The sequence below is a fragment of the Pandoraea sp. XJJ-1 genome, from assembly GCF_026802345.1.
GTDB lineage: Bacteria > Pseudomonadota > Gammaproteobacteria > Burkholderiales > Burkholderiaceae > Pandoraea > Pandoraea cepalis.
This window is the reverse complement of record NZ_CP113827.1, coordinates 3,313,124-3,338,637: the sequence shown is the minus strand read 5'-3', so window position 1 is coordinate 3,338,637 and position 25,514 is coordinate 3,313,124. Positions and strand designations below refer to the sequence as shown.

Annotated in this window: 20 protein-coding genes; 14 read left to right on the top strand and 6 right to left on the bottom strand. The window is 65.2% G+C overall.

Annotated features, from left to right (window positions below; translation table 11 throughout):
* Nucleotides 1-114: 114 nt before the first annotated feature.
* Nucleotides 115-1,719, top strand: coding sequence for an ABC transporter substrate-binding protein (locus OYT13_RS15280; RefSeq protein ID WP_268566514.1), 1,605 nt, complete (start codon nucleotides 115-117; stop codon nucleotides 1,717-1,719).
* A gap of 390 nt (nucleotides 1,720-2,109) precedes the next feature.
* Nucleotides 2,110-2,235, top strand: a complete 126-nt coding sequence (locus OYT13_RS15275) for a hypothetical protein (RefSeq protein WP_017231966.1) — start codon at nucleotides 2,110-2,112, stop codon at nucleotides 2,233-2,235.
* A gap of 132 nt (nucleotides 2,236-2,367) precedes the next feature.
* Here OYT13_RS15275 and OYT13_RS15270 read toward each other — a convergent pair whose 3' ends face one another.
* Nucleotides 2,368-2,787, bottom strand: a complete 420-nt coding sequence (locus OYT13_RS15270; RefSeq protein ID WP_268566513.1) for a hypothetical protein — start codon at nucleotides 2,785-2,787, stop codon at nucleotides 2,368-2,370.
* A 528-nt stretch (nucleotides 2,788-3,315) separates the two neighbouring features.
* Here OYT13_RS15270 and OYT13_RS15265 point away from each other — a divergent pair.
* Nucleotides 3,316-4,125 (top strand): MetQ/NlpA family ABC transporter substrate-binding protein, encoded by an 810-nt coding sequence (locus OYT13_RS15265; protein WP_017233376.1) that lies wholly within the window; start codon nucleotides 3,316-3,318, stop codon nucleotides 4,123-4,125.
* A 167-nt stretch (nucleotides 4,126-4,292) separates the two neighbouring features.
* Complete coding sequence (locus tag OYT13_RS15260) at nucleotides 4,293-4,454, top strand: hypothetical protein (RefSeq protein ID WP_017233377.1); 162 nt, start codon at nucleotides 4,293-4,295, stop codon at nucleotides 4,452-4,454.
* Nucleotides 4,455-4,482: 28 nt separating this feature from the next.
* On the opposite strand, the gene prpR is transcribed toward OYT13_RS15260, so the two are convergent.
* Nucleotides 4,483-6,612, bottom strand: coding sequence for a propionate catabolism operon regulatory protein PrpR (gene prpR, locus OYT13_RS15255; protein ID WP_268566512.1), 2,130 nt, complete (start codon nucleotides 6,610-6,612; stop codon nucleotides 4,483-4,485).
* A 353-nt stretch (nucleotides 6,613-6,965) separates the two neighbouring features.
* Here prpR and prpB point away from each other — a divergent pair, with 353 nt between their 5' ends.
* The 5 genes from prpB (at nucleotide 6,966) to OYT13_RS15230 (ending at nucleotide 14,596) form a co-directional block, all read left to right on the top strand.
* Nucleotides 6,966-7,856, top strand: a complete 891-nt coding sequence (gene prpB, locus OYT13_RS15250) for a methylisocitrate lyase (protein ID WP_017233380.1) — start codon at nucleotides 6,966-6,968, stop codon at nucleotides 7,854-7,856.
* Nucleotides 7,857-7,884: 28 nt separating this feature from the next.
* Nucleotides 7,885-9,036 (top strand): bifunctional 2-methylcitrate synthase/citrate synthase, encoded by a 1,152-nt coding sequence (prpC, locus tag OYT13_RS15245; RefSeq protein ID WP_017233381.1) that lies wholly within the window; start codon nucleotides 7,885-7,887, stop codon nucleotides 9,034-9,036.
* Between the two features lie 146 nt (nucleotides 9,037-9,182).
* Nucleotides 9,183-11,780 carry a Fe/S-dependent 2-methylisocitrate dehydratase AcnD gene (gene acnD, locus OYT13_RS15240; protein ID WP_268567886.1) on the top strand — a complete coding sequence of 866 codons (2,598 nt, stop codon included), beginning with the start codon at nucleotides 9,183-9,185 and terminating at the stop codon, nucleotides 11,778-11,780.
* 20 nt (nucleotides 11,781-11,800) lie between these two features.
* Complete coding sequence (prpF, locus tag OYT13_RS15235; RefSeq protein ID WP_150564021.1) at nucleotides 11,801-12,991, top strand: 2-methylaconitate cis-trans isomerase PrpF; 1,191 nt, start codon at nucleotides 11,801-11,803, stop codon at nucleotides 12,989-12,991.
* Between the two features lie 156 nt (nucleotides 12,992-13,147).
* A complete protein-coding gene (locus tag OYT13_RS15230; RefSeq protein ID WP_017233384.1) occupies nucleotides 13,148-14,596 on the top strand; it encodes a bifunctional 2-methylcitrate dehydratase/aconitate hydratase in 1,449 nt (482 codons plus the stop codon).
* 123 nt (nucleotides 14,597-14,719) lie between these two features.
* Here the strand turns inward: OYT13_RS15230 and OYT13_RS15225 are convergent, their stop codons facing one another.
* Entirely contained in the window at nucleotides 14,720-15,871 is a 1,152-nt protein-coding gene (locus OYT13_RS15225) for a glycerate kinase (protein WP_017233385.1), read from the bottom strand.
* A 384-nt stretch (nucleotides 15,872-16,255) separates the two neighbouring features.
* On the opposite strand from OYT13_RS15225, the gene OYT13_RS15220 reads away from it, so the two are divergent.
* The 4 genes from OYT13_RS15220 to glpK all read left to right on the top strand — a co-directional run bounded on the left by OYT13_RS15220 (nucleotide 16,256) and on the right by glpK (nucleotide 20,981).
* A complete protein-coding gene (locus OYT13_RS15220) occupies nucleotides 16,256-16,768 on the top strand; it encodes a hypothetical protein (protein WP_268566511.1) in 513 nt (170 codons plus the stop codon).
* Between the two features lie 130 nt (nucleotides 16,769-16,898).
* The gene (locus OYT13_RS15215; RefSeq protein WP_017233387.1) at nucleotides 16,899-17,723 is read left to right on the top strand and encodes a DeoR/GlpR family DNA-binding transcription regulator; all 825 of its coding nucleotides are present in this window, start codon (nucleotides 16,899-16,901) and stop codon (nucleotides 17,721-17,723) included.
* Nucleotides 17,724-17,900: 177 nt separating this feature from the next.
* Nucleotides 17,901-19,439 carry a glycerol-3-phosphate dehydrogenase gene (glpD, locus tag OYT13_RS15210; protein WP_017233388.1) on the top strand — a complete coding sequence of 513 codons (1,539 nt, stop codon included), beginning with the start codon at nucleotides 17,901-17,903 and terminating at the stop codon, nucleotides 19,437-19,439.
* 30 nt (nucleotides 19,440-19,469) lie between these two features.
* Nucleotides 19,470-20,981 carry a glycerol kinase GlpK gene (glpK, locus tag OYT13_RS15205; RefSeq protein WP_268566510.1) on the top strand — a complete coding sequence of 504 codons (1,512 nt, stop codon included), beginning with the start codon at nucleotides 19,470-19,472 and terminating at the stop codon, nucleotides 20,979-20,981.
* A gap of 693 nt (nucleotides 20,982-21,674) precedes the next feature.
* Here the strand turns inward: glpK and OYT13_RS15200 are convergent.
* Both OYT13_RS15200 and OYT13_RS15195 read right to left on the bottom strand, forming a co-directional pair.
* On the bottom strand, nucleotides 21,675-22,379 hold the full coding sequence (locus OYT13_RS15200; protein ID WP_017233390.1) for a fumarylacetoacetate hydrolase family protein: 705 nt from the start codon (nucleotides 22,377-22,379) through the stop codon (nucleotides 21,675-21,677).
* Between the two features lie 110 nt (nucleotides 22,380-22,489).
* On the bottom strand, nucleotides 22,490-22,909 hold the full coding sequence (locus OYT13_RS15195; protein WP_017233391.1) for a VOC family protein: 420 nt from the start codon (nucleotides 22,907-22,909) through the stop codon (nucleotides 22,490-22,492).
* Between the two features lie 179 nt (nucleotides 22,910-23,088).
* Between OYT13_RS15195 and OYT13_RS15190 the strand changes: the two genes are divergently transcribed.
* Nucleotides 23,089-24,006, top strand: coding sequence for a LysR family transcriptional regulator (locus tag OYT13_RS15190; protein ID WP_017233392.1), 918 nt, complete (start codon nucleotides 23,089-23,091; stop codon nucleotides 24,004-24,006).
* Here OYT13_RS15190 and OYT13_RS15185 read toward each other — a convergent pair.
* Nucleotides 24,003-25,511 carry an efflux transporter outer membrane subunit gene (locus tag OYT13_RS15185; RefSeq protein WP_017233393.1) on the bottom strand — a complete coding sequence of 503 codons (1,509 nt, stop codon included), beginning with the start codon at nucleotides 25,509-25,511 and terminating at the stop codon, nucleotides 24,003-24,005. The two genes, OYT13_RS15190 and OYT13_RS15185, sit on opposite strands and share 4 nt — an antisense overlap.
* Between the last annotated feature and the right edge of the window lie 3 nt (nucleotides 25,512-25,514).

Here is a 25,514-nt window from a genome sequence, read left to right as displayed (position 1 = left end):
GGATTCGGGACAGCGAGTGTCGGCGCGGGCCCCAACGCAAGGGCGATTGGCCTGAATTTGCGCTATTCTGACCCGCTGTTTTTCACCGTCATCGACTTCCTGGAGGAGACACCCATGCGTCGTCGCTCGCGCCGTATTTTCGCTGCCGCTCTGACGGCCCTGTCGCTGCCGATGGTGCCGCTCGCCGCGCATGCCAAGGCGCTCACCGTATGCACCGAAGCCAGCCCCGAAGGCTTCGACGTCGTGCGCTACAACTCGCTGACGACGACCAATGCGTCGGCCGACCCGGTGTTCAATCGCCTGGTCGAGTTCGATGCGGCGCAACGCAAGGTCGTGCCCAGCCTGGCGACCCAGTGGAGCGTCAGCCCCGACGGCCTGACCTACACGTTCACGCTGCGCCCGAACGTGAGCTTCCACAGCAACAGCCTGTTCAAGCCGACGCGCGCGTTCAATGCCAACGACGTCGTCTTCACGTTCGAGCGCATGCTCGACGACAAGGCGCCGTGGCACAAGCTCACGCCGTCGGGCTTCCCGCATGCGCAATCGCTCTCGCTGGGCAAGCTGATCAAATCGGTGCAGAAGGTCGACGACCACACCGTTCGCTTCACGCTGTCCGAGCCGGATGCCGTGTTCCTGTCGATGCTCTCGATGGGCTTCGCGTCCATTTATTCGGCCGAGTACGCCGACAAGCTCATCGCGATCAACAAGCCGGGCGAGATGAACGCGCGGCCCATCGGCACGGGCCCGTTTGTCTTCCGTAGCTATCAGAAGGACAGCGTCGTGCGGTACGACGCCAACAAATCGTACTTCGGCGGCGCGCCGGCCTCGGATCGTCTCATCTACACGATTGTGCCGGACGCAGCCGTGCGCGCGCAGAAGGTGAAGGTGGGCGAGTGCCAGATCGCGCTCTCGCCCAAACCGGTCGACGTGCAGGCAGCGCGCAGCGACAAGGCGCTCCGGGTGGTCGAGACACCGGCATTCATGACGGCGTTCGTCGCGATCAACACCCAGCACAAGCCGCTCGACGATAAGCGAGTCCGTCAGGCGCTGAACATGGCGTTCGACCGCGCGAACTACGTCAAGCAGGTGTTCGAAGGGGCCGCAACGCCAGCCACCAACGTGTATCCGCCCAATACGTGGAGCTTCGCGAGGAATGTGGTCGCGTATCCGCTGGACATCGCCAAAGCGAAGCAGCTGCTCGCCGACGCGGGCTTCCCGCAAGGGTTCGAGACGACGATCTGGACGCGCCCGACGGGCAGTCTGTTGAACCCGAACCCACGTCTGAGCGCCGAGATGCTGCAAAGCGATCTCGCCAGGATTGGTGTTCGGGCGCGGATCAAGACCGTGGAGTGGGGCGAGCTGATTCGTCGCGGCAAGGCGGGAGAACATGATTTGCTCTTCATGGGCTGGTCGGGCGACAACGGCGACCCCGATAACTTTCTGACGCCGCAGTTCAGTTGCGCGGCCGTGCAATCAGGCACCAATTTCGCGCGCTTTTGCGACAAAGACCTTGACCAGTTGATCAGCGAAGGCAAACGCTCTCATGATCTCGCCGCGCGAACCGTGAAGTATCAGGTCGCGCAGCGCATGATCAAGGACGATGCGCTTTGGATTCCATTGGCGCACCCGATTGCAGCGGTCATCACGCGCGCGGACGTGACCGGATACGAGGTGAGTCCGTTCGGCCGACAGGACTTCTCCGCCGTGCAAGTCAAGTAAGCCCCACGCCGATGGTTCGACCATGCCCGCCGTCGGGGCATGGTCGAGCCGTTGGGTCCTTAAGGGCATTGTCGCGGCATCCCCCCCTCTGGCGAGCGCTCTGCTTCGCCAAACTGCACATCTGAAACCTTTCTGAATTCCACCATTTCGCGTTGAACGGCTACCGGGCGTTCTGTGACGCGAGCCGCTCATCATGCGCGCCTCATGCACCGCTCAACCTTGCCTCATGAACCGGTCGTCCGTGCGGTGGATTGCCACAATGATGGGGCGTGTTGTAGGCGTTTCAGGAACGATACGTTTTCGGCGCACCGCTTCACGATGTCTCGCAAATTAAGGTATTAATTTGTTTTAAATCAATAGTTTACAGTGATTGGCACGGAAATCGCGTATATGAATCGCGTATGGCGAAGCGCCAACCCGAACTTCCAGCAGGCTGTTGGCGAGGTACTCCTGTGCTCGCGTGCATGGGACGGCCAGCTATTGCCCGCGATTTTCGCTGACGTGCTCGCGCCGTAACGCAGCCTATGTTGGCCGAGGGGTGCGTGTGTCGAAGTGAGTGTGCGCGGGGAGGGAACCATGAACGGGTTCAAGGCGACTTTGGTGACGGCAGCCGCAGCGGTTGTGCTGTGCGGCATTTCGATCAACGCATTACATGCGGCGGGAGGCGGTGGGCACGGTGGTGGCGGTGGCATGGGCTTTGGTGGCGGCAGTAGCGGCGGGCTGGGTGCCTTTGGTGGCCCCGGAGGATTTGGGAATGGCTTTGGCGCCGGTGCCGGCATAGGTGGCGCAGGCGGCTGCGGTTGCGGCGGTCACAGTGGCGGCGGCGGTGGGCCCGCGGCGGCGGAGGCGGGGGGCCCGGCGGCGGTGGCGGTGGTGGTGGTGGTGGTGGTGGTGGTGGTGGTGGCGGGTGGCGGTGGCGGTGGCGGTGGCGGTGGCGGCGGCGGTGGCGGCGGTGGCGGTGGCGGTGGCGGTGGCGGTGGGCGGTGGCGGTGGCAACGCCCCCGGCGGCAGTGCCGGCGCCAGCAGCGGCGGAGGCGTGGGGGCTTCCGGACCGGGCGGTCGTGGCATCGGTGGCGCGGCCGGCGGAAACGGGCTTGCCGCGTTCGGCGGCCCCAGCGGTTTTGGCGGTGGCGGTGGATGTTCGATGAACGGCTTGAATGGTGAGGAGACGTGCCCCTGAGTCAGTCCCGCGTGGGCCGTCCGCGTTCGGCACAACGCGGGCGGGCGCTTGCCTGCGGCATTTGCCGATGCCTGCCAACGCGCTTTGCAGGTTTATCGTCGGTTCCTGATGCGACCGGCTGACGGCCTCGCCGTCAGCCGTGCCACCCCCCCGGCCCGTGATCAGGCAGTTCTCCCGGCGACACGCCCCTTCGGATGACCGAAGGGGCGTTTTTTTATGCGACCGATGAATCGACGCGCGGAGGATATCGAAATGCCGATTGTGTATTTCGCGTAAACCCGTATCTATGGCAGCATCCTGGGTCTGGGCCGTGCAAGGGCGTTGCCGTCCCTTGTGCGACCGTTGTGGACCCATCAAGTCCGCCCCATCGAACGGGCGCTCAACAGGCGCCAAATGAGCAATAGGAGAAATCGCACATGCTGTCCCGTCAACTGATTCACGCGTTCCTCGGCGCCACGTTTGCGCTGGCCTCTCTCGGTGCCACGGCCCAGACGGCCGCCAAACCCCTGAAGGTCGGCACCATGGCCGGCTCGGATGCGCAGATCTTCGAAGTCGTCAAGAAGGTCGCCCATCAGCGCGGCCTCGAGATCAAGATCATCGAGTTCAGTGACTACGCACAGCCGAACGCCGCGCTCGACGCCGGCGACCTGGACGCCAACGGCTTCCAGCACAAGCCGTTCCTCGACAGTCAGGTCAAGGATCGCGGCTACAAGATCGTGAGCGCCGGTCTCACGTACGTCTCACCGCTGGGCTACTACTCGAAGAAGTACAAGTCGCTGAAGGATCTGCCGAATGGCGCCAAGGTCGGTATTCAGAACGACCCGTCCAACGGCAACCGTGCGTTACTCCTGCTGCAGAAGGAAGGCCTGATCAAGCTGCGTGCCGGTGCTGGCGTCAATGGCAAGAACGCGACCCCGCTGGACATCGCCGAGAACCCGAGGAAGCTGAAGATCGTGGAACTGGAAGCGGCGCAACTACCGCGTGCGCTGCCGGATCTGGATGCCGCCTCGATCAACACCAACTTCGCGGCACAAGCCGGTCTCGTGCCGAAGCGCGACGCGATCGCCATCGAAGATCTGAAGGGGCCCTACGCCAACCTGATTGCCGTGCGCGCACAAGACCTGAACAAGCCGTGGGTCAAGCAACTGGTCGACGCCTATCACTCCGACGAAGTGAAGGCATTCATCGAGACGCAGTTCAAGGGCGCGCTGATTCCCACGTGGTAATCGTCGGCGTTCCGTGCGATGCGCATCGCGCGCGTCGTTCGTCGTAGGTCATGGACCGGGGTTTCGACCCCGGTTTTTTTATGTCGTCGCGACGGACATATGGCTACGCAGGCATGACATCGTTTGACTAGAATGGAAAGTGAGATTCGGACCGACGGGAGGTCGCCATGTCCATGCTCAACGTTTCGATGATGCTTGTGGCGCTGCTTGTCGGCTTCGCCATCGGCATGTTCTTCGACCATTTCTGGGTAACGCATCACGACGAGCCGTCCCAGCACAGGCGCCTGGATTGGCACGAGATGTGGGACCGCATCCGTCACCAGCACTGACGAGCGGGCCGTACCTGAAGCGCAAGCCTCAGCCGTCGACAGTGTCGCGCAGTTTGCGCCAGAGCGTGGAGCGGCTGATGCCGAGTGCCTCGCAAGCGGCGCCGCGGTCGCCACCGCACGCCGCCAACGTGGCGTGAATGCGGGCAAGGTCTTCGGCTGCGCGACGGGCACGACCTGTCAGCGGCGCTGACGCTGAGCGTGATGTTTCGACGCCGGGGACGCGGGCGCGATGGGTGTCGTGCGCGCCAAATTCGCGTCCGTTGGTCGTGTTGATGACATCGGGCGGCATCGGTGTGCCCAGTTCATCGGTCATCGCGCCCAACTCCGGGGCAATCTCGACCAACCTTGCACGGCTGATCTCGTGCGCGTCGACGACATCCGCGCATACGACGGCAATGCGTTCCAGCAGGTTTTCCAGTTCGCGGACATTGCCCGGCCAGCGATAGGTCGCGAGCAGCGGCATGAGCGACGCCTGCAGCGCCTCGACGCTCATGCGCGCTCCCGCGCGGGCGAGTGCGCGTTCGAGAAAGAGGGGGGTGAGGCGCGGCAAGTCCTCCATGCGTTCGCGCAGTGCCGGCAGCACCATGCGCAGGATGTTGAGCCGGTAGTACAAGTCTTCGCGGAACCCCCCGGCGGCCACCCGCTGGCGAAGGTCGCGGTGAGTGGCCGCAATCACGCGCACGTCGCAGGGCACGGGCTCGGTCGCGCCAAGTCGCAGCACCTCGCGCTCCTGCAGCACCCGCAACAGACGCGTTTGCAGCGGCATCGGCATTTCACCGATTTCGTCGAGAAAAATGGTGCCGTTGTGCGCCGTCTCGAACAACCCCGCCTTGCCGCCGCGCCGCGCGCCCGAGAAGGCGCCGTCCTCATAGCCGAACAGTTCGCTCTCGAGCAGCGTTTCCGGAAACGCCGCGCAGTTGATGGCGACGAACGGATAGTCGCGCCGTCGACTGGCATTGTGAATGCCTTGTGCGAGCAGCTCCTTGCCGGTGCCGCTCTCGCCGTGGACGAGTACGGTCGAGTCGGTCTGGGCGTAGCGGCGTGCCAATGCACGCACCTGCGACATCGCGTCGGAATCGCCGATCAGATCGTCGAGGCGATAGCGTGCCACGAGATGGCGTGGGCGATGGCGCGAGCGTAGCGAGCGATCCACGCGCGCAAACGACTGCGAGTCCTGGCACGTCAGCAGCGCGCCCGTGAGCGTGCCCTGGTCGAGCAAGGGAATGCGATTGATGACCCACGTTTTGCCAGCCATCGAGACAATGGCCTCGAGTTCGGCGCTCGCGCTCTCCAGCGTGCGCGCGACGTCGAGCGCCGGGGCGATGGCATCGAGCGGACGGCCGACCGCATCGGCAACGCTCACGCCGAGCATGCCCGCCATCGGGGCGTTGATCGCTTCGATGCGCCCGTTCAGATCGACGGCAGCGACCCCTTCGTGCAAGTGTCGCAGCACGGTATCGAGCCGCTCGCGGCGTTGCGCTTCGATGCGTCCGAAGCGCGCGACTTCGAGTGCCGTGTCGAACGCGGCGCGCACCGAATCCTGCGAATAGAGAAAGACGCCCGCGAGTCCGGCTCGCTCGGCCAGTTCAGTCACCAGCCCGGGGCCGACAATGACCTCGATGCCTTCGTCGCGCAGCCGGTGCACAAGGTCTTCCGCATCGTGGCGGTCGAAATAGGCGTGTTGCGAGATGTCGAGGTGGAACGCGCTCTTGAAGCGCTCAAATTCTGGCGCGGGTCGGGCATACGACACCAGCGCGATACGCGACGCGGGCGAGGGCGCAGGCCGCGCGCGGCGCGCCCGTGCCAGCGCATGCATCACGTCGAAGCCCGTCACTTTCACGAGCACCACGGGCAGGGCAAGGCGCTCGCGCAGGAAGGCACCGTTCGAGCCAGCGGCGACAATGCCGTCAACACTGCCCGCGGGCAGGCGCTCCAAGGCTTCGATGACGGCTTCATAGCCTTTGTCGATGATCTGCACCTCGGCTTGCGCGGCGTAGTCCGGCACGATGTCGCGGTACAACTCGCCGAGCTTGCTGATGCCCACGGCCCAGATCACGGGTTTTCGAACGGCGGTGACCGGTTGCGCAAACCCCGCGCGCGCGGCGCTCGGAGCCGCCGTCGACAGGCGAGGGGGTATCGCGGGGGAGAAATTTGGCATGACCGGACTCATCGATAGGTGCAGGCGGGTGCGCGGCGCGCGGACGCGGGCCACCGCAGGAGACTGACTCGAATCGTAGCATAATGCAACTATACGTTTCATCTTATGTTTCAATATGAAACATGGTGCGACGAATGCCCGGCGCGAAGCGACGCATTCGACTTGACGCGCGCGTCACATCCGAGAAGAATTTCCGCTGCGAAATGAATGTCTTAGCGATGCGACGGTGCAGTTGGCGCGCGTCCGGATAGCGGGCTGGCACGGCCATTGCTAACTACCTTGCCATCACTCAACCCATGTGCGATTTGGCAGCTTCCACCGCCGGCCGCACACGACACGATCGAGGCACTCACGTGACGCAAACCCATCGTTCGGCCGGCGCCGCTTTTCGCGAGGCCGTCAAGACCGAGCAACCCTTGCAGGTTGTCGGCGCCATTAACGCGAATCACGCCTTGCTGGCCAAGGCGGCTGGTTTCAAGGCGATCTATCTCTCCGGCGGCGGTGTCGCGGCGGGGTCGCTCGGCCTGCCCGATCTGGGCATCTCCACGCTCGACGACGTGCTCACCGACGTGCGCCGCATCACCGACGTATGCGATCTGCCGTTGCTCGTCGACGTCGATACCGGCTTCGGGCCGTCGGCGTTCAACATCGCGCGCACGGTGCAGTCGCTCATCAAGTTTGGCGCGGGCGCCATGCATATCGAGGATCAGGTCGGCGCGAAGCGTTGCGGCCATCGTCCCGGCAAGGCCATTGTGAGCCAGCAGGAGATGGTCGATCGCATCAAGGCGGCGGTCGACGCCCGCACCGACGAGAACTTCGTCATCATGGCGCGCACCGATGCACTGGCCGTGGAAGGTCTGCAGGGGGCCATCGATCGCGCATGCGCCTGCGTCGAAGCCGGCGCCGACATGATCTTCCCGGAAGCGATGACCGAGTTGCCGATGTACCGCCAGTTCGCCGATGCCGTGAAAGTGCCGGTGCTCGCGAACATCACGGAGTTCGGCGCGACACCGCTGTTCACTGTGGAAGAACTCAAGAGTGCGCAGGTCGGTCTTGTGCTGTACCCGCTCTCGGCCTTCCGCGCCATGAACAAGGCGGCGCAGAACGTCTATCAGACGATTCGCCGCGACGGCACGCAAAAGGCCGTGCTCGACACGATGCAAACCCGCGCCGAACTCTATGAGAGCATCGGCTACCACGCTTACGAACAGAAGCTCGACGCGCTGTTCGCCCAACAGAAATAACTGAATCCCTGATCCTGGAGGAATGAGCATGAGCGAGACGACTGCCACCGGCTTCAAGCCAAAGAAATCCGTCGCCCTGTCGGGGGTGACTGCGGGCAACACCGCGCTGTGTACGGTGGGCCGTTCGGGCAACGATCTGCATTACCGCGGCTACGATATTCTGGATCTGGCCCAGACCTCGGAGTTCGAGGAAATCGCGTACCTGCTCGTCTATGGCAAGCTGCCGAGCGTGGCGGAGCTGCGCGGCTACAAGGCCAAGCTCAAGGCGCTGCGCGGCCTGCCGGCCGCCGTCAAGGACGCGCTCGAGACCGTACCGGCCGCCGCCCACCCGATGGACGTGATGCGCACGGGCGTCTCGGTGCTGGGCACCGTATTGCCGGAGAAGGACGATCACAATGTGCCGGGCGCTCGCGACATCGCCGACCGTCTGATGGCCAGCTTCGGCTCGATGCTGCTGTACTGGTACCACTTCAGCCACAACGGCGTGCGCATCGATGTGGAGACCGACGACGACAGTATCGGCGGCCACTTCCTGCACCTGCTGCACGGCGAAAAGCCGTCGGACTTGTGGGTGCGCGCCATGCACACGTCGCTGATCCTTTACGCGGAGCATGAATTCAACGCGTCCACGTTCACCGCGCGCGTGATCGCGGGCACGGGCTCGGACATGCACTCCGCCATCACCGGCGCCATTGGCGCCTTGCGCGGCCCGAAGCACGGCGGCGCGAACGAAGTGGCGTTCGAGATCCAGAAGCGCTATGACTCGCCCGACGACGCCGAGGCCGATATCCGCCGCCGCGTCGAGAACAAGGAAGTGATCATCGGCTTCGGTCACCCGGTCTACACCGTGAGCGATCCGCGCAACAAGGTCATCAAGGAAGTCGCGCACGAATTGTCGAAGGATCAGCAGAATACGAAGATGTACGACATTGCCGAGCGTCTGGAATCGGTGATGTGGGACGTCAAGAAGATGTTCCCGAACCTGGACTGGTTCAGCGCTGTGAGCTACCACATGATGGGCGTGCCCACCGCGATGTTCACGCCGCTGTTCGTGATTGCGCGCACGTCGGGCTGGAGCGCCCACGTCATCGAGCAGCGCATCGACAACAAGATCATTCGTCCGAGCGCCAATTACACCGGTCCGGAAGATCAGCAGTTCGTGCCGATCGACAAGCGCTGAGTCTGCCTGCGTCGGGCCTTCCTTGCCCGGAAGGCCCCGGGGCGGCGGTCGCTTCGCCGCTGTCCCGCGCAGGCGTCCGGCACGCAGGCGCATCGTCTGCTTACGGGTTACGCTGCCATCCACCGGGCCGATACTTTCCTCACATGATGAATTCCGAATACCGTAAATCCCTGCCCGGGACGTCGCTCGATTACTTCGACGCCCGCGCCGCTGTCGAGGCCATTGCGCCGGGCGCCTACGACACGCTGCCCTACACGTCGCGCGTGCTGGCCGAGAACCTCGTGCGCCGCTGCGATCCGGCGGCACTGACCGACGCCCTCAAGCAACTGATCGAGCGACGCCGCGATCTCGATTTCCCCTGGTTTCCTGCTCGCGTGGTGTGTCACGACATTCTCGGCCAGACCGCGCTGGTCGATCTCGCCGGGCTGCGCGACGCCATCGCGGCGCAAGGCGGCGATCCCGCGCTCGTCAATCCGGTCGTGCCGACGCAACTCGTCGTCGATCACTCGCTCGCCGTCGAGTGCGGCGGCTTCGATCCCAACGCGTTCGCCAAGAACCGCGCCATCGAAGATCGTCGCAATGAAGATCGTTTCGACTTCATCAACTGGACGAAGCAGGCGTTTCGCAACGTCGACGTGATTCCGCCGGGCAATGGCATCCTGCACCAGATCAATCTTGAGCGCATGAGCCCTGTGATCCAGGTCTCGGACGGCGTGGCTTATCCGGACACGCTCGTGGGCACCGACTCGCATACGCCGATGGTCGATGCGCTGGGCGTGATCGCCGTTGGTGTGGGCGGTCTGGAAGCCGAGAGTGTGATGCTCGGGCGCGCGTCGTGGATGCGTCTGCCGGATATCGTCGGCGTGGCACTGACGGGCAAGCCGCAGCCGGGGATCACGGCGACGGATATCGTGTTGGCGCTCACCGAATTCCTGCGCAAGGAGAAAGTGGTGTCCGCCTACCTGGAGTTCTATGGCGACGGGGCGGCAAACCTCACGCTGGGCGACCGCGCCACGATCTCGAACATGGCGCCCGAGTTCGGCGCCACGGCGGCGATGTTCTACATCGACGCGCAAACGATCAAGTATCTGAAGCTCACCGGTCGCGAGGACGCCCAGGTCGCGCTGGTCGAGACCTATGCGAAGCAGACCGGCCTCTGGGCCGACACGCTGACGCACGCGCAATACGAGCGCGTGCTTACGTTCGATCTGTCGAGCGTGGTGCGCAACATCGCTGGCCCATCGAATCCGCACAAGCGTGTGCCGACGAGTGAGTTGGCCGCGCGCGGCATCAGCGGCAAGGTCGAAAACGAACCGGGCCGGATGCCCGACGGCGCGGTCATCATCGCGGCGATCACGAGCTGCACGAATACCAACAACCCGCGCAACATGATTGCGGCGGGATTGTTCGCGCGCAACGCCAATCGCGCGGGCCTCACGCGCAAGCCGTGGGTGAAGAGCTCGCTCGCCCCGGGGTCGAAGGCCGTCACGCTGTATCTGGAGGCCGCCGGGTTGCTGCCGGAACTGGAGGCCCTCGGCTTCGGTGTGGTGGCCTATGCGTGTACGTCATGCAACGGCATGTCGGGCGCGCTCGACCCGGTCATCCAGCAGGAGATCATCGAGCGCGACCTCTATGCCACGGCTGTGCTCTCGGGCAACCGTAACTTCGACGGTCGCATTCATCCGTACGCGAAGCAGGCGTTTCTCGCGTCGCCGCCGCTGGTGGTGGCCTATGCCATCGCCGGGACGATCCGTTTCGACATCGAGAAGGATGTGCTCGGGGTCGATGCCAACGGCAAGCCGGTGCGCTTGGCCGACCTTTGGCCGAGCGACGAAGAGATCGACGCGATCATCGAGCGCAGCGTCAAGCCAGAGCAATTCCGTCGCGTCTATGAGCCGATGTTTGCCGCGTCGGTCCACGCGGGCGAGACGGCCGATCCGCTGTACGACTGGCGCGAGATGAGCACCTATATCCGTCGTCCGCCGTATTGGGAAGGGGCGCTCGCGGGTGAGCGTACGTTGCGCGGCATGCGCGCGCTGGCGGTGCTGGGCGACAACATCACGACCGACCACCTCTCGCCGTCGAACGCGATCATGGCCGACAGCGCGGCCGGTGAATACCTCGCGAAGATGGGCCTGCCGGAAGAGGATTTCAATTCCTACGCCACGCACCGCGGCGACCACCTGACGGCGCAGCGCGCCACGTTCGCCAACCCGACGCTCAAGAACGAGATGGTCGTGGTCGACGGGCAGGTCAAGGCGGGGTCGCTCGCGCGTATCGAGCCGGAAGGCAAGATCACCCGCATGTGGGAAGCGATCGAGACGTACATGGCGCGCAAGCAGCCGCTCATCGTCATTGCCGGGGCCGATTACGGCCAGGGTTCGTCGCGCGACTGGGCGGCCAAGGGGGTGCGGCTGGCGGGCACTGAAGCCATCGTTGCCGAGGGTTTCGAGCGCATTCACCGCACCAATCTGGTCGGCATGGGCGTCTTGCCGCTCGAATTCAAGCCGGGCACGAACCGCAAGACGCTCGGCATCGACGGCAGCGAAACCTTCGACGTGACCGGTGAGCGCACGCCGCGCGCCGATCTCACGCTGGTCATCCATCGTCGCAATGGCGAGCGCGTGGAAGTGCCGGTGACCTGCCGTCTCGATACGGCCGAGGAAGTGTCGATCTACGAGGCGGGCGGGGTGCTGCAGCGCTTCGCGCAAGACTTTCTGGAATCGTCACAGGCGGCTGCCTGACCTGCCCGAGGAGAGACGTGATGGCGCATCAGCCACAAATTCGAATACCCGCCACCTACATGCGTGGCGGCACCAGCAAGGGCGTGTTCTTCCGCCTGCAAGACCTGCCCATCGCCGCACAGGTGCCGGGCACAGCGCGCGATGCGCTGCTCATGCGCGTGATCGGCAGCCCGGACCCCTACGGCAAGCAGATCGACGGCATGGGCGGGGCGACGTCGAGCACGAGCAAGACGGTCATCCTCGCGAAGAGCGAGCGACCGGAGCACGATGTGGACTATCTGTTCGGGCAGGTGTCGATCGATCAGACGTTCGTCGACTGGAGCGGCAACTGCGGCAATCTGTCGGCGGCCGTCGGCCCGTTCGCGATCAGCGGCGGCTTGGTGGATCCGGCGCGGGTGCCGCGCGATGGCGTGGCCGTCGTGCGTATCTGGCAGGCCAACATCGGCAAGACGATCATTGCGCACGTGCCGATGACGGACGGTGCGGTGCAGGAGACGGGGGATTTCGAACTCGACGGCGTGACGTTCCCGGCCGCCGAAGTCCAGCTCGAATTCCTCGATCCGGCCGCCGAGGACGACGGTGAGGGGGGAGCCATGTTCCCGACCGGCAACCTCGTCGATGACCTCGAAGTCCCCGGTGTGGGCACATTCAAGGCGACGATGATCAACGCCGGCATTCCCACCATCTTCCTCAATGCCGAGGACATTGGCTACCGGGGCACGGAGTTGCAGGACGCCATCAACAGCGACGCGAAGGCGCTGGCGATGTTCGAGACGATTCGAGCGCACGGTGCGATCCGCATGGGGCTGATCAAGGACGTGTCCGAAGCCGCGACGCGTCAGCACACGCCGAAGGTCGCGTTCGTGGCGAAGCCGGCGGGTTATACGGCCTCGAGCGGCAAGCAGGTGAACGCGGGCGATGTCGATCTGCTGGTGCGCGCGCTGTCGATGGGCAAGCTGCATCACGCGATGATGGGCACGGCAGCCGTTTGCATCGGTGCGGCAGCGGCGATACCGGGCACGCTCGTCAATCTCGCGGCCGGCGGCGGTGTGCGCGACGCCGTGCGCTTCGGGCATCCGTCGGGCACGTTGCGCGTGGGCGCGCAAGCGACGCAGGAAGGCGGCGAGTGGACGGTCACCAAGGCCCTCATGAGCCGCAGCGCCCGGGTATTGATGGAAGGATGGGTGCGCATTCCGGGCGACGCGTTCTGAGGGGGTAACCTTCGCCCCACGATGGGCGTGGGGCGGTGAGGCGATTCCGGCGGCCGGCGAGCGTTGCGCTCTCCGGCCGCTTATCATGGGAGGTCTCGGCAAGCCGCTTCGTCTTGACAGGATGGCGGCTTTCGTCAACGTCACAGGAGGCCGTCCATGTCCGCAGGCATCTCGAATGTGCGTCCCGCGCCCGACAAGGTGCTGACCGATATTGTCGACTATGTTCTCACCTATGAGATCCGCAGCGATCTCGCCTTTGAAACCGCTCGCCACTGTCTGATCGACACCCTCGGGTGCGGCTTCGAGGCGCTGTCCTATCCCGCGTGTACCAAGCTGCTCGGCCCCATTGTGCCGGGTACGTTCGTGCCGAACGGGGCAAAGGTTCCCGGCACGCCGTATCAGCTCGACCCGGTGCAGGCGGCGTTCAGCCTGGGCGCGATGATTCGCTGGCTCGACTTCAACGACACGTGGCTGGCGGCCGAATGGGGGCATCCGTCCGACAATCTCGGCGGCATTCTCATGACGGCCGACTGGCTCTCACGCACGGCGGTGGCGCAGGGGCAGCCGCCGCTGACGATGCGCCATGTGCTCGCCGCAATGATCAAGGCGCACGAGATCCAGGGCTGTCTGGCGCTGGAGAATTCGTTCAATCAGGTCGGACTCGATCATGTGGTGCTGGTGAAAGTCGCGTCGACGGCGGTCGTTGGGGAAATGCTCGGGCTTTCGCGCGATGAGCTGATCAACGCGCTCTCGCTCGCGTTCGTCGACGGGCAGAGCCTGCGCACCTATCGTCACGCGCCGAACACGGGCAGCCGCAAGTCATGGGCGGCGGGCGACGCCACCAGCCGCGCGGTGCGACTGGCCCTCATGGCACGTTCGGGCGAGATGGGCTACCCGTCGGTACTGACCGCCAAGACGTGGGGCTTCTACGACGTTTTGTTCAAAGGCCAGCCGTTCGCGTTCCAGCGGCCGTATGGCGAGTACGTGATGGAGAACGTGCTGTTCAAGATTTCATTCCCGGCGGAATTCCACGCGCAAACGGCGGCAGAGGCGGCGATGACGCTGCACGCTCAGTTGCAGGCGATGGGACGCAGCGCGCAGGACATCCGGTCGGTGAAGATTCGCACGCATGCGGCGGCGATTCGCATCATCGACAAGCAGGGGCCGCTCGCCAATCCGGCGGATCGCGATCACTGCATCCAGTACATGGTGGCGGTGCCGTTGCTGTTTGGGCGACTGACCGCGGGCGACTACGAGGAGGCAGTTGCCACCGACCCTCGCATCGATGCGCTGCGTGCGAAGATCGTCTGCGAGGAAGATCCGCAATTCACGCGGGATTATCACGATCCCGACAAGCGATCGATTGCCAACGGGCTGACCGTCACCCTGAGCGACGGGACGGCGCTCGACGAAGTGCTGGTCGAATACCCCATTGGCCACAAGCGTCGCCGAGCCGAGGGCATTCCCCTGCTCGTAGAGAAATTCAAGACGAATCTGACGCGGCGCTTCGCGGCGCGCGCGCAGGCCCGCATTCTCGACGTCGCGCTCGATCAGCAACGACTCGAGGCGATGCCGGTGCATCAATTCGTGGATCTGATGGTGTGAGCGCCGGGAGGCGTGCGTCGCACGCGCTGTGTTGTGCTGCGGCGGCGCTCGGGGTGGCGGATGTTTGATTGACGAGCGCGCGAGCGGCCCGATGACTGTCGGGCCGCTCGCGGCGACTCGGATTCAGCCCTTGTGCGTGTAACGCAGGCGCGTCATTTGTTCCGCGCTGTCGGCCAGCAGGCCGGCCGCATCGGCAATCGCCTTCTCCAGCGTGGTCGGGCCGAACGTCAGCGAGAAGCATCCCGAGAACACGCGCGACAGGCTGTCGAGCGCGCTACGGTCGATGGCGCCCGAGAGCAGCGAGGCCGTCGCCCCGGCCCTGATCGCCACCTGCGCGGCAATCATCGGGGTCTTGCCGGAGAGCGTCTGACCGTCGCTGCGGCCTTCACCGGTGATGAGCCAGTCGGCCCCTTCCACCGCTTGCGGCAGCCCGACGCGCTCGGCCACGACTTCCGCACCAGAGCGAAACTTCGCACCCAGCAGGTGCAGCGCAAAGCCCAGGCCGCCCGCCGCCCCTGCGCCTGCGCGGCTGGCGGCTTCATTGGCGTTGAACGCGCGATGCGCATGGCCCGCGAAATGCGCGATGGCACGGTCGAGCGGCTCAACCTGCGCGTCGCTCACGCCCTTCTGCGGCCCGAAAATCGCCGTGGCGCCTTGCGGGCCGTTGAGCGGATTGTTCACGTCGGACATGGCGATCAGTTCGCAGTCCTTCAGGCGGGCGTCGAGTCCGTTCAGATCGATTGACGCCACGCGATGCAGCGCGGCGGGCACAGGCGGCACCGCTTCGCCCGACGCGTCGAGCAAGCGCGCACCGAGGCCGACGAGAAGGCCCGCGCCACCGTCGTTGGTGCTGCTGCCGCCCAGGCCGATGAGCACGCGGCGTGCGCCGGTATCGAGCAGTGCGCGCAGCAGTTCTCCCAGGCCGACCGTCGAGCGCTCGGCCACCGGCGTCTGCATTCCGACCGGGTCGGTAATGCTCACCACGTTGGCGCTTTCCAGCACACCGGTGCCGTCGGGCATGAGGCCATACTCGGCCATGACCGATGCCTGGCCGGCGCCACGCACCGAGAGTGGTACACGGCGTCCGCCTGCGGAGAGCAGGGCGTCGAGCGTGCCTTCGCCGCCATCTGCCATCGGACGCAAGCGCAGGTCGGCCTGCGGCAGTACCCGCGCAATGCCGGATGCGATGGCGCGCGCCACTTCCGGGGCACTCAGCGAACCTTTGAACGAATCGGGGGCGATGACGATGATTGGGGCTTGCGCATTGCTGGACATGGAAATCGGGACAGTCGCAAAAAGGTATACGGGTTGGCAGGATTCACGTGCGTGTCATGCCCGCGAGTTGTTATCGCTTATGACTTACCGGCCGGACGGTTGATCCTGGGCCCGGTAGACGGGATGGCACGTCGGCTCGCAGCAGGGTGGGGCGCGAGACGATGCGACGCAGTGTGACAGAAACCAGCAATATACGCGATTCGGGCCAGCGCGCATTGCGCGAATTGCCATGCTATGAATAACGCGGGTAAGATGAGCGCCAACTGACCGTGCGTCGCCCGAAAGGCCGCGCGGCCCGTGCAAGCCGGCGCCGATGCCTGGCTTGTTGCGGCAGAAGAACGACAATGCGTGTGCGACAGCCATTTGCGAGCGTGGAGCGGGGGCATGAACCGGGGCAAAGACAGGAATTCGGGCACGTCGCGCGTGTCGCGGCGCAGGGCGGCGCGCGCGGTGGCCGCATCGGCCGCTGCGAGTATCGGGCTCGCCGTGTTGCTGGCTGGGTGTGCGCAGACGACGCCGGTCGTCGCGCACGACGATCCGCCGGTGGGCAGCGTGGCCGACGTTGCACCGGAAAATGTAAAAGTCGAGACGTTCCCCGCCTATCGCGACACCGTTGCGGATGCCCGTGGCAATGGTGCCGTCTGGCAAGGATCGTCGAAGAAGACCACCGCCCGCGTGAGTACCTGCACGGCGCATCTGTGGAAGCGGCAACTGCCGCATGCACGGGTGCAACGCTCGAAGGCAGGCGCGGGCCAGACACTTGAACTCTCCTCCAGCAACGACGGCGTGCTCGCCGTGCTTGACCTGGCGCCGCACAAGCCGGGTAGCGAAGGCACGTTGTATCTCGGTTCGACGGCCTCCCAATCGCTCGCCGATGCCGTGCGCCGCTGCCTCTGACGGCGTCGCGCCAGGCGACGAGGCAGGCGCTCATGCGGCGGTCACGATAACGTCATACCCCGTCGGGGTATCATGACGGCGAACGCGTGGCCGGCCGGGCCGCGCGAAGGCTTTTACTGCGTGCGTGCCGATGTCTCATACTGAACCGATCGACGTCTCCGAGGCGCAAACGAATGCCGGCGATGCCGAGCAGGCGTCGCTGAATCCGCGCCAACAGGCGCTTTTCGACGCCGTTCGTCGCGATGGCTTTCTCACGGTCGATGAACTCGCCGCACGCTTCGAGGTAACGCCGCAGACGATCCGGCGGGACATCAATTTCCTGGCCGAACGCAAGTGGGTGCGTCGCTACCACGGCGGCGTCGGGCTGCCGGGCGGGGCCGAGAACGACGCCTACGATGCCCGTCAGACCCAGTTGGCCGACGAGAAGCGACGCATCGCCGTACGTCTTGCCGAACAAATTCCCGATCACGCCTCGCTCTTCATCAACCTGGGCACCACGACGGAAGCCGTGGCCCGTGCACTGTCGCGTCATCGTGGGTTGCGCGTCATTACCAACAATCTGCACGTCGCTGCCATGATGAGCGGCTATGCGGACGCCGAAGTCATCATTGCCGGCGGCGTGGTGCGCGCACGCGACCAGGGCGTGACGGGCGAAGCGACGCTCGATTTCATCCGTCAGTTCAAGGTCGATTTCGGCATCGTCGGTATCTCTGCCATCGATGCCGACGGCACGCTGCGCGACTTCGACTACCGCGAAGTGCGCGTGGCCGAGGCGATCATCGCGCACTCTCGTACCGTCTTTCTGGCCGCCGATCACAGCAAGTTCGGGCGCCCGGCGCTCGTTCGCCTGGGGCACCTGTCACAGGTTGATGCCCTGTTTACCGATCGCCCGGTGCCCGCTGGCATGGCCGACGTGATCGCCGAGGCCGGTACTCTGGTACACGTCGCGGACTGACGAGGGGGCATCAACCCCCGTCAGGCGCGTATTCGCGCATCGGGACCGTAGAATGCGCGAATTCGAAGCTCCAGTACGCCAATCTGTTAGAATTCGAACATTGATGTTCGTAAACGAATATAAAGCGAACATTTTCGAACTTTTCCTGATTTGACGCTCAACCCCCGGAGTGACGACGTGCAGACACCCGCTCAATCGCCATCGGACAACACACGGCCTCCCTACGACCTGCTGGTCGTGGGCGGCGGGATCAACGGAACGGGCATTGCGCGCGACGCGGCCGGTCGCGGCCTGCGCGTGTTGCTCGTCGAGCAGGACGATCTGGCGTCCCACACGTCATCCGCGAGTACCAAGCTGATTCACGGGGGGCTGCGCTATCTTGAGTATTACGAATTCGGCCTGGTGCGCAAGGCGTTGCAGGAGCGCGAGGTGCTGCTGCGCGCCGCGCCGCACATCATGTGGCCGCTGCGCTTCGTGATGCCACACATGCCGAATCTGCGACCGGCGTGGATGATTCGCGCGGGGTTGTTTCTCTACGATCACCTCGCCCGGCGTGAAATCCTGCCCGGCTCGCGCGGTATCGATTTGCGCCAGCATCCGGCGGGCGCTCCGCTGCGTCGCGATTTGACGCGCGGCTTCGTCTACTCGGACGGCTGGGTGCAGGACGCGCGTCTGGTCGTGCTCAATGCGCAGGACGCGGCCGAGCGCGGCGCGACGATTCTCACGCGCACGCGGCTCACGGGCGCCGAGCGTGGCGAGCGCCTGTGGACGGCCCAACTCGAGACGTCCGAAGGTGCGCACCAGACCGTGCGTGCGCGCGCCATCGTCAACGCGGCCGGGCCGTGGGTCGGTCATTTGCTTGGCGACGTGTTGCACCAGCAGGCCACGCATCGCGTGCGCATGGTCAAGGGCAGCCACATCGTGACACGCAAGCTGTTCGATCACGATCACGCCTACATCTTCCAGAATCCCGACAAGCGCATCATCTTCGCGATCCCCTACGAGCGCGACTTCACCCTGATCGGCACGACCGACATCGAATATCACGGCGATCCGGCGAACGTCGCGATCAACGACGATGAGATCGCCTATCTCTGCCAGTCCGCCAGCCAGTATTTCACCCGACAGATCGCGCCTGCGGATGTCGTCTGGACTTACGCGGGCGTGCGTCCGCTGATGGAGGAGGAAGTCTCCAACCCGTCGGCGGTCACGCGCGATTACAAGCTGGAACTGGACGCGCCCGGCACGCGCGCCCCGCTGTTGTCGGTGTTCGGCGGCAAGATCACGACCTACCGTCGACTCGCGGAAGAAGCGATGTTGCATTTGCGCGGCCCGCTGGGTTTCGCGCACGGCGATTGGACGGCGGGCGCGCCGCTGCCGGGCGGCGATATGGCCGAGCCGGATGCCGGTGCGTTCGAAACATCGCTGCGTGCGCAGACGTCGTGGCTGCCGCCGGCGCTCGCGCATCGATACGCGCGCACCTACGGCACGCGCACGCATGTGCTGCTTGGCGAGGCGAATTCGCTCGACGGACTGGGGCGGCGCATCTGCGGCGATCTCTACGAGGCCGAGCTGCGCTATCTTGCGCAATACGAATGGGCGCGCACGGCGCAAGACGTGCTGTGGCGCCGGACCAAACTCGGTCTGCATCTCGGCAAGGATGGCGAAGCCAGCGTGCAACAGTGGTTTGCCCAGCAGGCGGAAATGGCGGCCTGAGTTCCGCTGAATAAACAGGAGACGTCGGCAATGTCAGGAGGCGCGTACATCCTCGCGTTCGATCAGGGCACGACCAGCTCGCGAGCGTTGCTGTTCCATCGCGATGGCCATGTCGTGGCGACCGCGCAGAAGGAATTCCGTCAGATTTATCCGCATCCGGGCTGGGTCGAGCACGACCCGCGCGACATCTGGGCGACGCAGGCCGGGGTCGCGGCGGAAGCGCTGACGCACGCCGGTGTCGGGGGGCGCGACATCGCGGCCATCGGCATTACGAACCAGCGTGAGACGACCCTCGTATGGGATCGTCGTACGGGCGAGCCGGTGTACAACGCCATCGTCTGGCAGGACCGCCGCACGGCGGATTTCTGCGATGCGCTGCGTATGCAAGGGCACGACGATCTCGTTGCAAGCCGCACCGGGCTTCGGCTCGACGCCTATTTCTCGGGCAGCAAGATCCGCTGGATTCTCGACAACGTGGCCGGTGCGCGCGACGCCGCCAACGCCGGGCACCTGGCCTTCGGCACCGTCGATAGCTGGCTCGTGTGGCATCTGACCGGTGGCAAGTTGCATGTGACCGACGTGTCGAACGCGTCGCGCACGCTCCTGTTCAACATCCACACGCTCGACTGGGACGACGAACTGCTCGCGCTGCTCGATGTGCCGCGCAGCCTGTTGCCGGAGGTTCGCTCATCGAGTGAGGTATACGGACACACGGCCACGTCGCTGTTCTCCGTGCCGGTGCCGATTGCAGGCATCGCGGGCGATCAGCAGGCGGCGCTCTTCGGGCAAATGTGCCTCTCGCCTGGCATGGTGAAGAACACCTACGGCACGGGGTGCTTCATGGTGATGAACACCGGCGACAAGCCGCACGCGTCGCGCCATAATCTGCTCACGACGGTGGCCTGGAAGATCGGAGACCGCGTCGACTATGCCCTCGAGGGCAGCATCTTCATCGGTGGCGCGGTCGTGCAGTGGTTGCGCGACGGGCTGGGCATCATTCGCCATTCGCGCGATGTCGAGGCGCTCGCGACCAGCGTGCCCGACGCCGATGGTGTCGTGCTGGTGCCCGCGTTCGCCGGACTGGGCGCGCCGCACTGGCAACCGCGCGCGCGTGGCACGCTGTTCGGCGCAACGCGTGGCACGACGGCGGCGCACGTGGCCCGTGCCGCGCTCGACAGTATCGGATTCCAGACGCTCGATGTCTTGCGCGCGATGGAGGCCGACGCGGGGCTGCATGTGTCGGAGCTGCGTGTCGACGGCGGCGCCGCGGCCAACGATCTGCTGATGCAATGGCAAGCGGATTTGTTGGGCGCGGACGTGGTGCGCCCCAAGGTCATCGAGACGACGGCGGCCGGCGCCGCCTATCTGGCGGGGCTGGCCGTCGGCTTTTGGCCGGACATCGACACGTTGGCGCACCAATGGGAATTGCAGCAACGTTTTTCCCGCAAGCTGTCCGCGCAAGACATCAGTCGTGCCGTCAGCGGCTGGCAACGCGCGGTGCGCGCGGCGAAGTGCTGGGCGGAAGACGGCGAGGCTCCCTGACGAGGGTGAGCCTCAGCGCAATGCCCGACCGGGCGCGACGTGGCGCCGATCGACGGCGGCGTCGTGTCGCCGATGACGCCAGCTCGCACACCGCTCGCGCGGATGACGGCGGGCCGATTTGGCAGGACTCGCGGGCGCGAGCGATCTGACGCAGGGACTTAGGGCGCAAGGCCCCGTGCGGCGCATTTGCATGATCCCCTCCCTGACGATTTCCCATCGTCTGAACCGAATCGATCATCGGTGCAATCCGTCCGCGCTCGGGGCGCTCCCGGCGAGGGATAGGCATCGGGCGTGCCGGGGCCATGTGGCGTGCATGGCGTGATTCCCGAGGCAGTTGGCCCTGGCGATGAGGCTTCCCCGAGGGCGGACGGCTTGCATCGTTCATGATGCGAGAAGCGTGCCAGTGATAACAACGCCTTGAATCAAAAGGGAACTTGAACGCTCGACGCGAAGCGTATCTCGTCGTTCGATGAAAAACGTTTCAGGAATGAACGGCAAAGCGGGGAGGGCATGCTGAATGTGTCGCGGGTGACGGCAAATTAGGCAATGGACTTGACACCTAATGCCAGCGGGCGTTTGCGCCGTCGGCGGGACACTTATGCATAGGGTTATCAACAGTTGCTGTGGATATCCCGGTCGAGGTGTCCCGGCCGACGCACCGGTGCGGCGTTCGAAGCGATCGAACGACGCGCGTCAGGCGGCAGGCTTCTGGCCGATGGCGAAGGCGATCTCACCCACACCGGCCACGCCGGCGCTGACCTTGTCGCCGGGTTCGAGCGGCCCGACGCCGGCGGGGGTGCCGGTAAAGATCAGGTCGCCCGCGGCGAGCTTCACGCTGCGCGAGATCTCGGCAATCAGATCGGGGACCGACCAGATCAGTTCGTTGAGATCACCGGTCTGGCGGTTCTCGCCGTTCACGTCAAGCCACACGCGGCCTTCCTTCGGATGGCCGACCTCGGCCACGGCGTGCAGCGGGCCGCATGGGGCCGACGCATCGAACGCCTTGCCCCAGTCCCACGGACGGCGCGTGTCCTTGGCTTGCTGTTGCAGGTCGCGACGGGTCAGATCGACGCCAACGCCATATCCCCACACCAGCGAGAGCGCATGATCCGCATCGATGTTTTCGCCATCGGCACCGATGGCGACCACCAGTTCAATCTCGTGGTGCAGTTCGCTCGTGAGCGGCGGGTAGGGCAGCGTGCCGTTGGCGGCCACGACAGCGTCGGCCGGCTTCATGAAAAAGAACGGCGGCTCGCGATCCGGATTGCTGCCCATCTCGCGCGCGTGCGCAGCATAGTTGCGGCCGACGCAGAACACGCGACGCACGGGGAAACGGGCATCGCTGCCCGCCACGGCGACCGACGCCTGGGGCGGCGCCGAAATAACGAATTGGCTCATGAGAAGACTCTCGGCTGATACGAAACAATGACGGAAAAACACAGGCGCCGACACGAGGCGGCGCCTTGCATGCCGTCGCGCCTGACCGCGCGAACGACAGCGCAACAGTATTACTTGGCAAAGACCTGCGACATATCCGCGAACGCTTTGAACTCCAGCGCGTTGCCGGCCGGGTCATAGAAGAAGAGCGTCGCTTGCTCGCCCACCTGCCCGGCGAAGCGAATATGCGGCTCGATCACGAAGCGGGTGCCCGCGGCACGCAGGCGATCGGCCAGCGCGTGCCATGCCGGCATGTCAAGGATAACGCCGAAATGCGGGACGGGAACCTCATCGCCGTCGACCGGGTTCGTGATTCGCTTGCCGGCGTCTTCCGGCGCGAGATGGGCCACCAGTTGATGACCGAAGAAGTCGAAGTCGATCCAGTGATCCGAACTGCGGCCTTCGGCACAGCCCATCACGTCGCCGTAGAAGCGGCGGGCCGCATCGAGGTTGTCGACAGGGAACGCGAGATGAAAGAGCGGTGTTGCCATAGGAAACTCCAATGCCATTTGGTGAGAAGCGAGCACCGAATCCGGCGAGCGCTATCGGAAATGCTGTCCTGGGTCATCGGTGGCGTGAACGGCGTCACCGATTTGCGGTAAATTCTATCCATCGATAAAAACAATCCAAAACGAATAATTCGAACGCTCAGGCAGAAAATTTTCGATCCATGATCCGCTATCTGAAAACCTTCGTCACGGCAGCCGAAACCGCTTCGTTCTCGGCGGCGGGGGCGCGACTCGGATTGACCCAGTCGGCCGTGAGTGCGCAGATTCAGCGACTTGAAGACGATCTCGGTGTGCGACTTTTCGAGCGCACCGCCCGCGCCGTGACCTTGTCCGACGATGGCCGTCGATTGCTCGCCCAGGCGCAGGGAGTGATTGCCGGCTATCAGGCGATGCGCGGCGAGGCGGGCGTATACGGGGGGCAGGCGGCGCTCGCGCCGATCCACGTCGGCGCGATCCTCACGGTGCAACTGGGTCTCCTGCCCGGCGCGATGTCGCGCTGGACCGCGCTCGGCGCGATGCCGCATCTGAATATCGTGCCGGGCATGTCCGTGCAGCTGCTCGCGCAACTCGATGCCAAGGAACTCGATCTGGCGGTGATGATCCGCCCGCGTATCGGCGTGCCGGCCGATATGAAATGGCTCACCCTCATGCACGAGCCGTACGTGGCGATCGCGCCCAAAGGCACGGGCGGAACGGTGGCCGACTGGGCGCAAGCCCTACCGTTCGTGCGTTACAACCGGCGCTCGTATGGTGGCGAGCTCGTCGAGCGTTACCTTCGACGTCACCGGCTCTGGGTGCGCGAGGGCGTGGAGCTTGACGAGCCTGAAGTCATCTTGCGCATGGTGCGGGCGCGGCTGGGATGGTCGATCGTGCCTGCGACGCTCATCGGTTTGCCGGTTGGCGCGAACGCGGGGGCGAAGCTTGCCAAGGGCGGCGCAACGGGCGTTCAGGTCCTCGCACTCAGCGGCGCGCCGCTCACGCGCGAGTTGGGGGTGTTGGTGCGTCAGCCAGCGCTTGGCCGCCCACCGGTCGCCACGCTGATGAAGTGTCTTGCGGACGAGGCGCAGTCGCGCGGCTAGGGCGTCGCCTGAACACTGGACGGCTCGACCATCGCTCCGCCCAACGCTTGCCACAATGCGGCCGTGTCCGTCAGGCGAGCCCCTTGCGCGTCGAGTCGCGCGCGTGTGGCGTCGAGCGCCTGACGCTGCACGTCGAGCCAAGCGAGATGACTGATGCCGCCCACCCGATATCGCTCGCTTGCGATCCGGAGCGCGGTTTCCGCTCGCTGGGCCGCGTCGGCACGTGCGGCCAGGGTGTCGGCATCGGAGGCCAGCGCGCGCAGGGCATCGGCGACCTGCACGAGGCCGAGCAGCACGGTGTCCTGATACGACGCCAGTGCGGCGTCGTATGCCGCGATGGCCGAACGCCGTTGCGCCTGCAATGCGCCGCCGCGAAAGAGCGGTTGCAGCAGGTTCATCCCGAGGTTCCAGATATTGATGCCATCGCCCAGATCGGCCAGTCGCATGCGCTGCGTGCCGAAGCTGCCGGAAAGCGTGAACTGGGGGTAGAGGTTCGCGGTGGCGACGCCGACATCGGCACTCGCCTTGTGCAGCAACGCCTCGGCGGCGCGGATATCCGGTCGGCGCCGGGCCAGCGTCGACGGTAGCGAGACGGGAACCGTCTGCGGTAAATGCAGGGTGTCGAGCTCGATGACGGGCGACGCGAACGCGCCAGGCGGCTGACCGGTCAAGCGCGCCAACTGGTGATCGTATTGCGCAATTTGCGTGCGCAACGCGGGCAGCTGGGCTTCGGTCTGGGCGACGAGTGTCGCCTGATTCTCGACGTCGAGCGTCGATACGCCCCCCGCGCGCTCGCGTGAGCGTGTGATATCGAGCTGCGCTCGTTGCGCCGCCACGATACCTTCGAGCGCCGAGAGCTGTGCCCGGGCACTGGCCTGGCGCAGGGCGGCCGTCACCACGTTGCCCGCGAGCGAGAGCCTGGCCGCGTCCAGCGTGAAGTGTTGATAGTCGATCTGAGCGGCGAGCCCTTCCAGCGCGCGGCGATTGGCGCCGAACACGTCGAGCGTGTAGGACACGTCGACGCTGGCGTTATACAAGGTGAACGGCCCGGGACTTGGCAAGCTCGTAATGCCGAACGACGCCGGATCGACCCGTTCGCGCGTGCCGGAGAGCTTCAGATTCGCCGAGGGCAGCGAGCGCGCGCCGTCTTGAGCACGAAAGTCCTCCTGCGCCTGACGCAGCTTCGCCTCGGCCTGACGTAGCGTTGGACTGTCGGTCAGCGCCTGGGCGACGAGGGCGTCCAGTGCGGGCGAGCCGAAGCGGGTCCACCAGGCGGACGGCACGTCCTCGCCGGCGACGAAGGTCTGCGCGGCGCTTTGCGCACCCGCCGCCCCGGCCGTCGTCGACGGTTGTGTGCCCGTGGTGTATTGCGCGACATGCGTAGCGTCGGGGGTGCGCCAGTCCGGTCCGAGCGCGCAGGCGGCAAGCATCGCGCTCAGCCCGAGCGCCAGCCACCGCGACCCGTAGGCGGGGCGGCGGCGATGCGCAAGTTGGGCAAGTCGCATGAG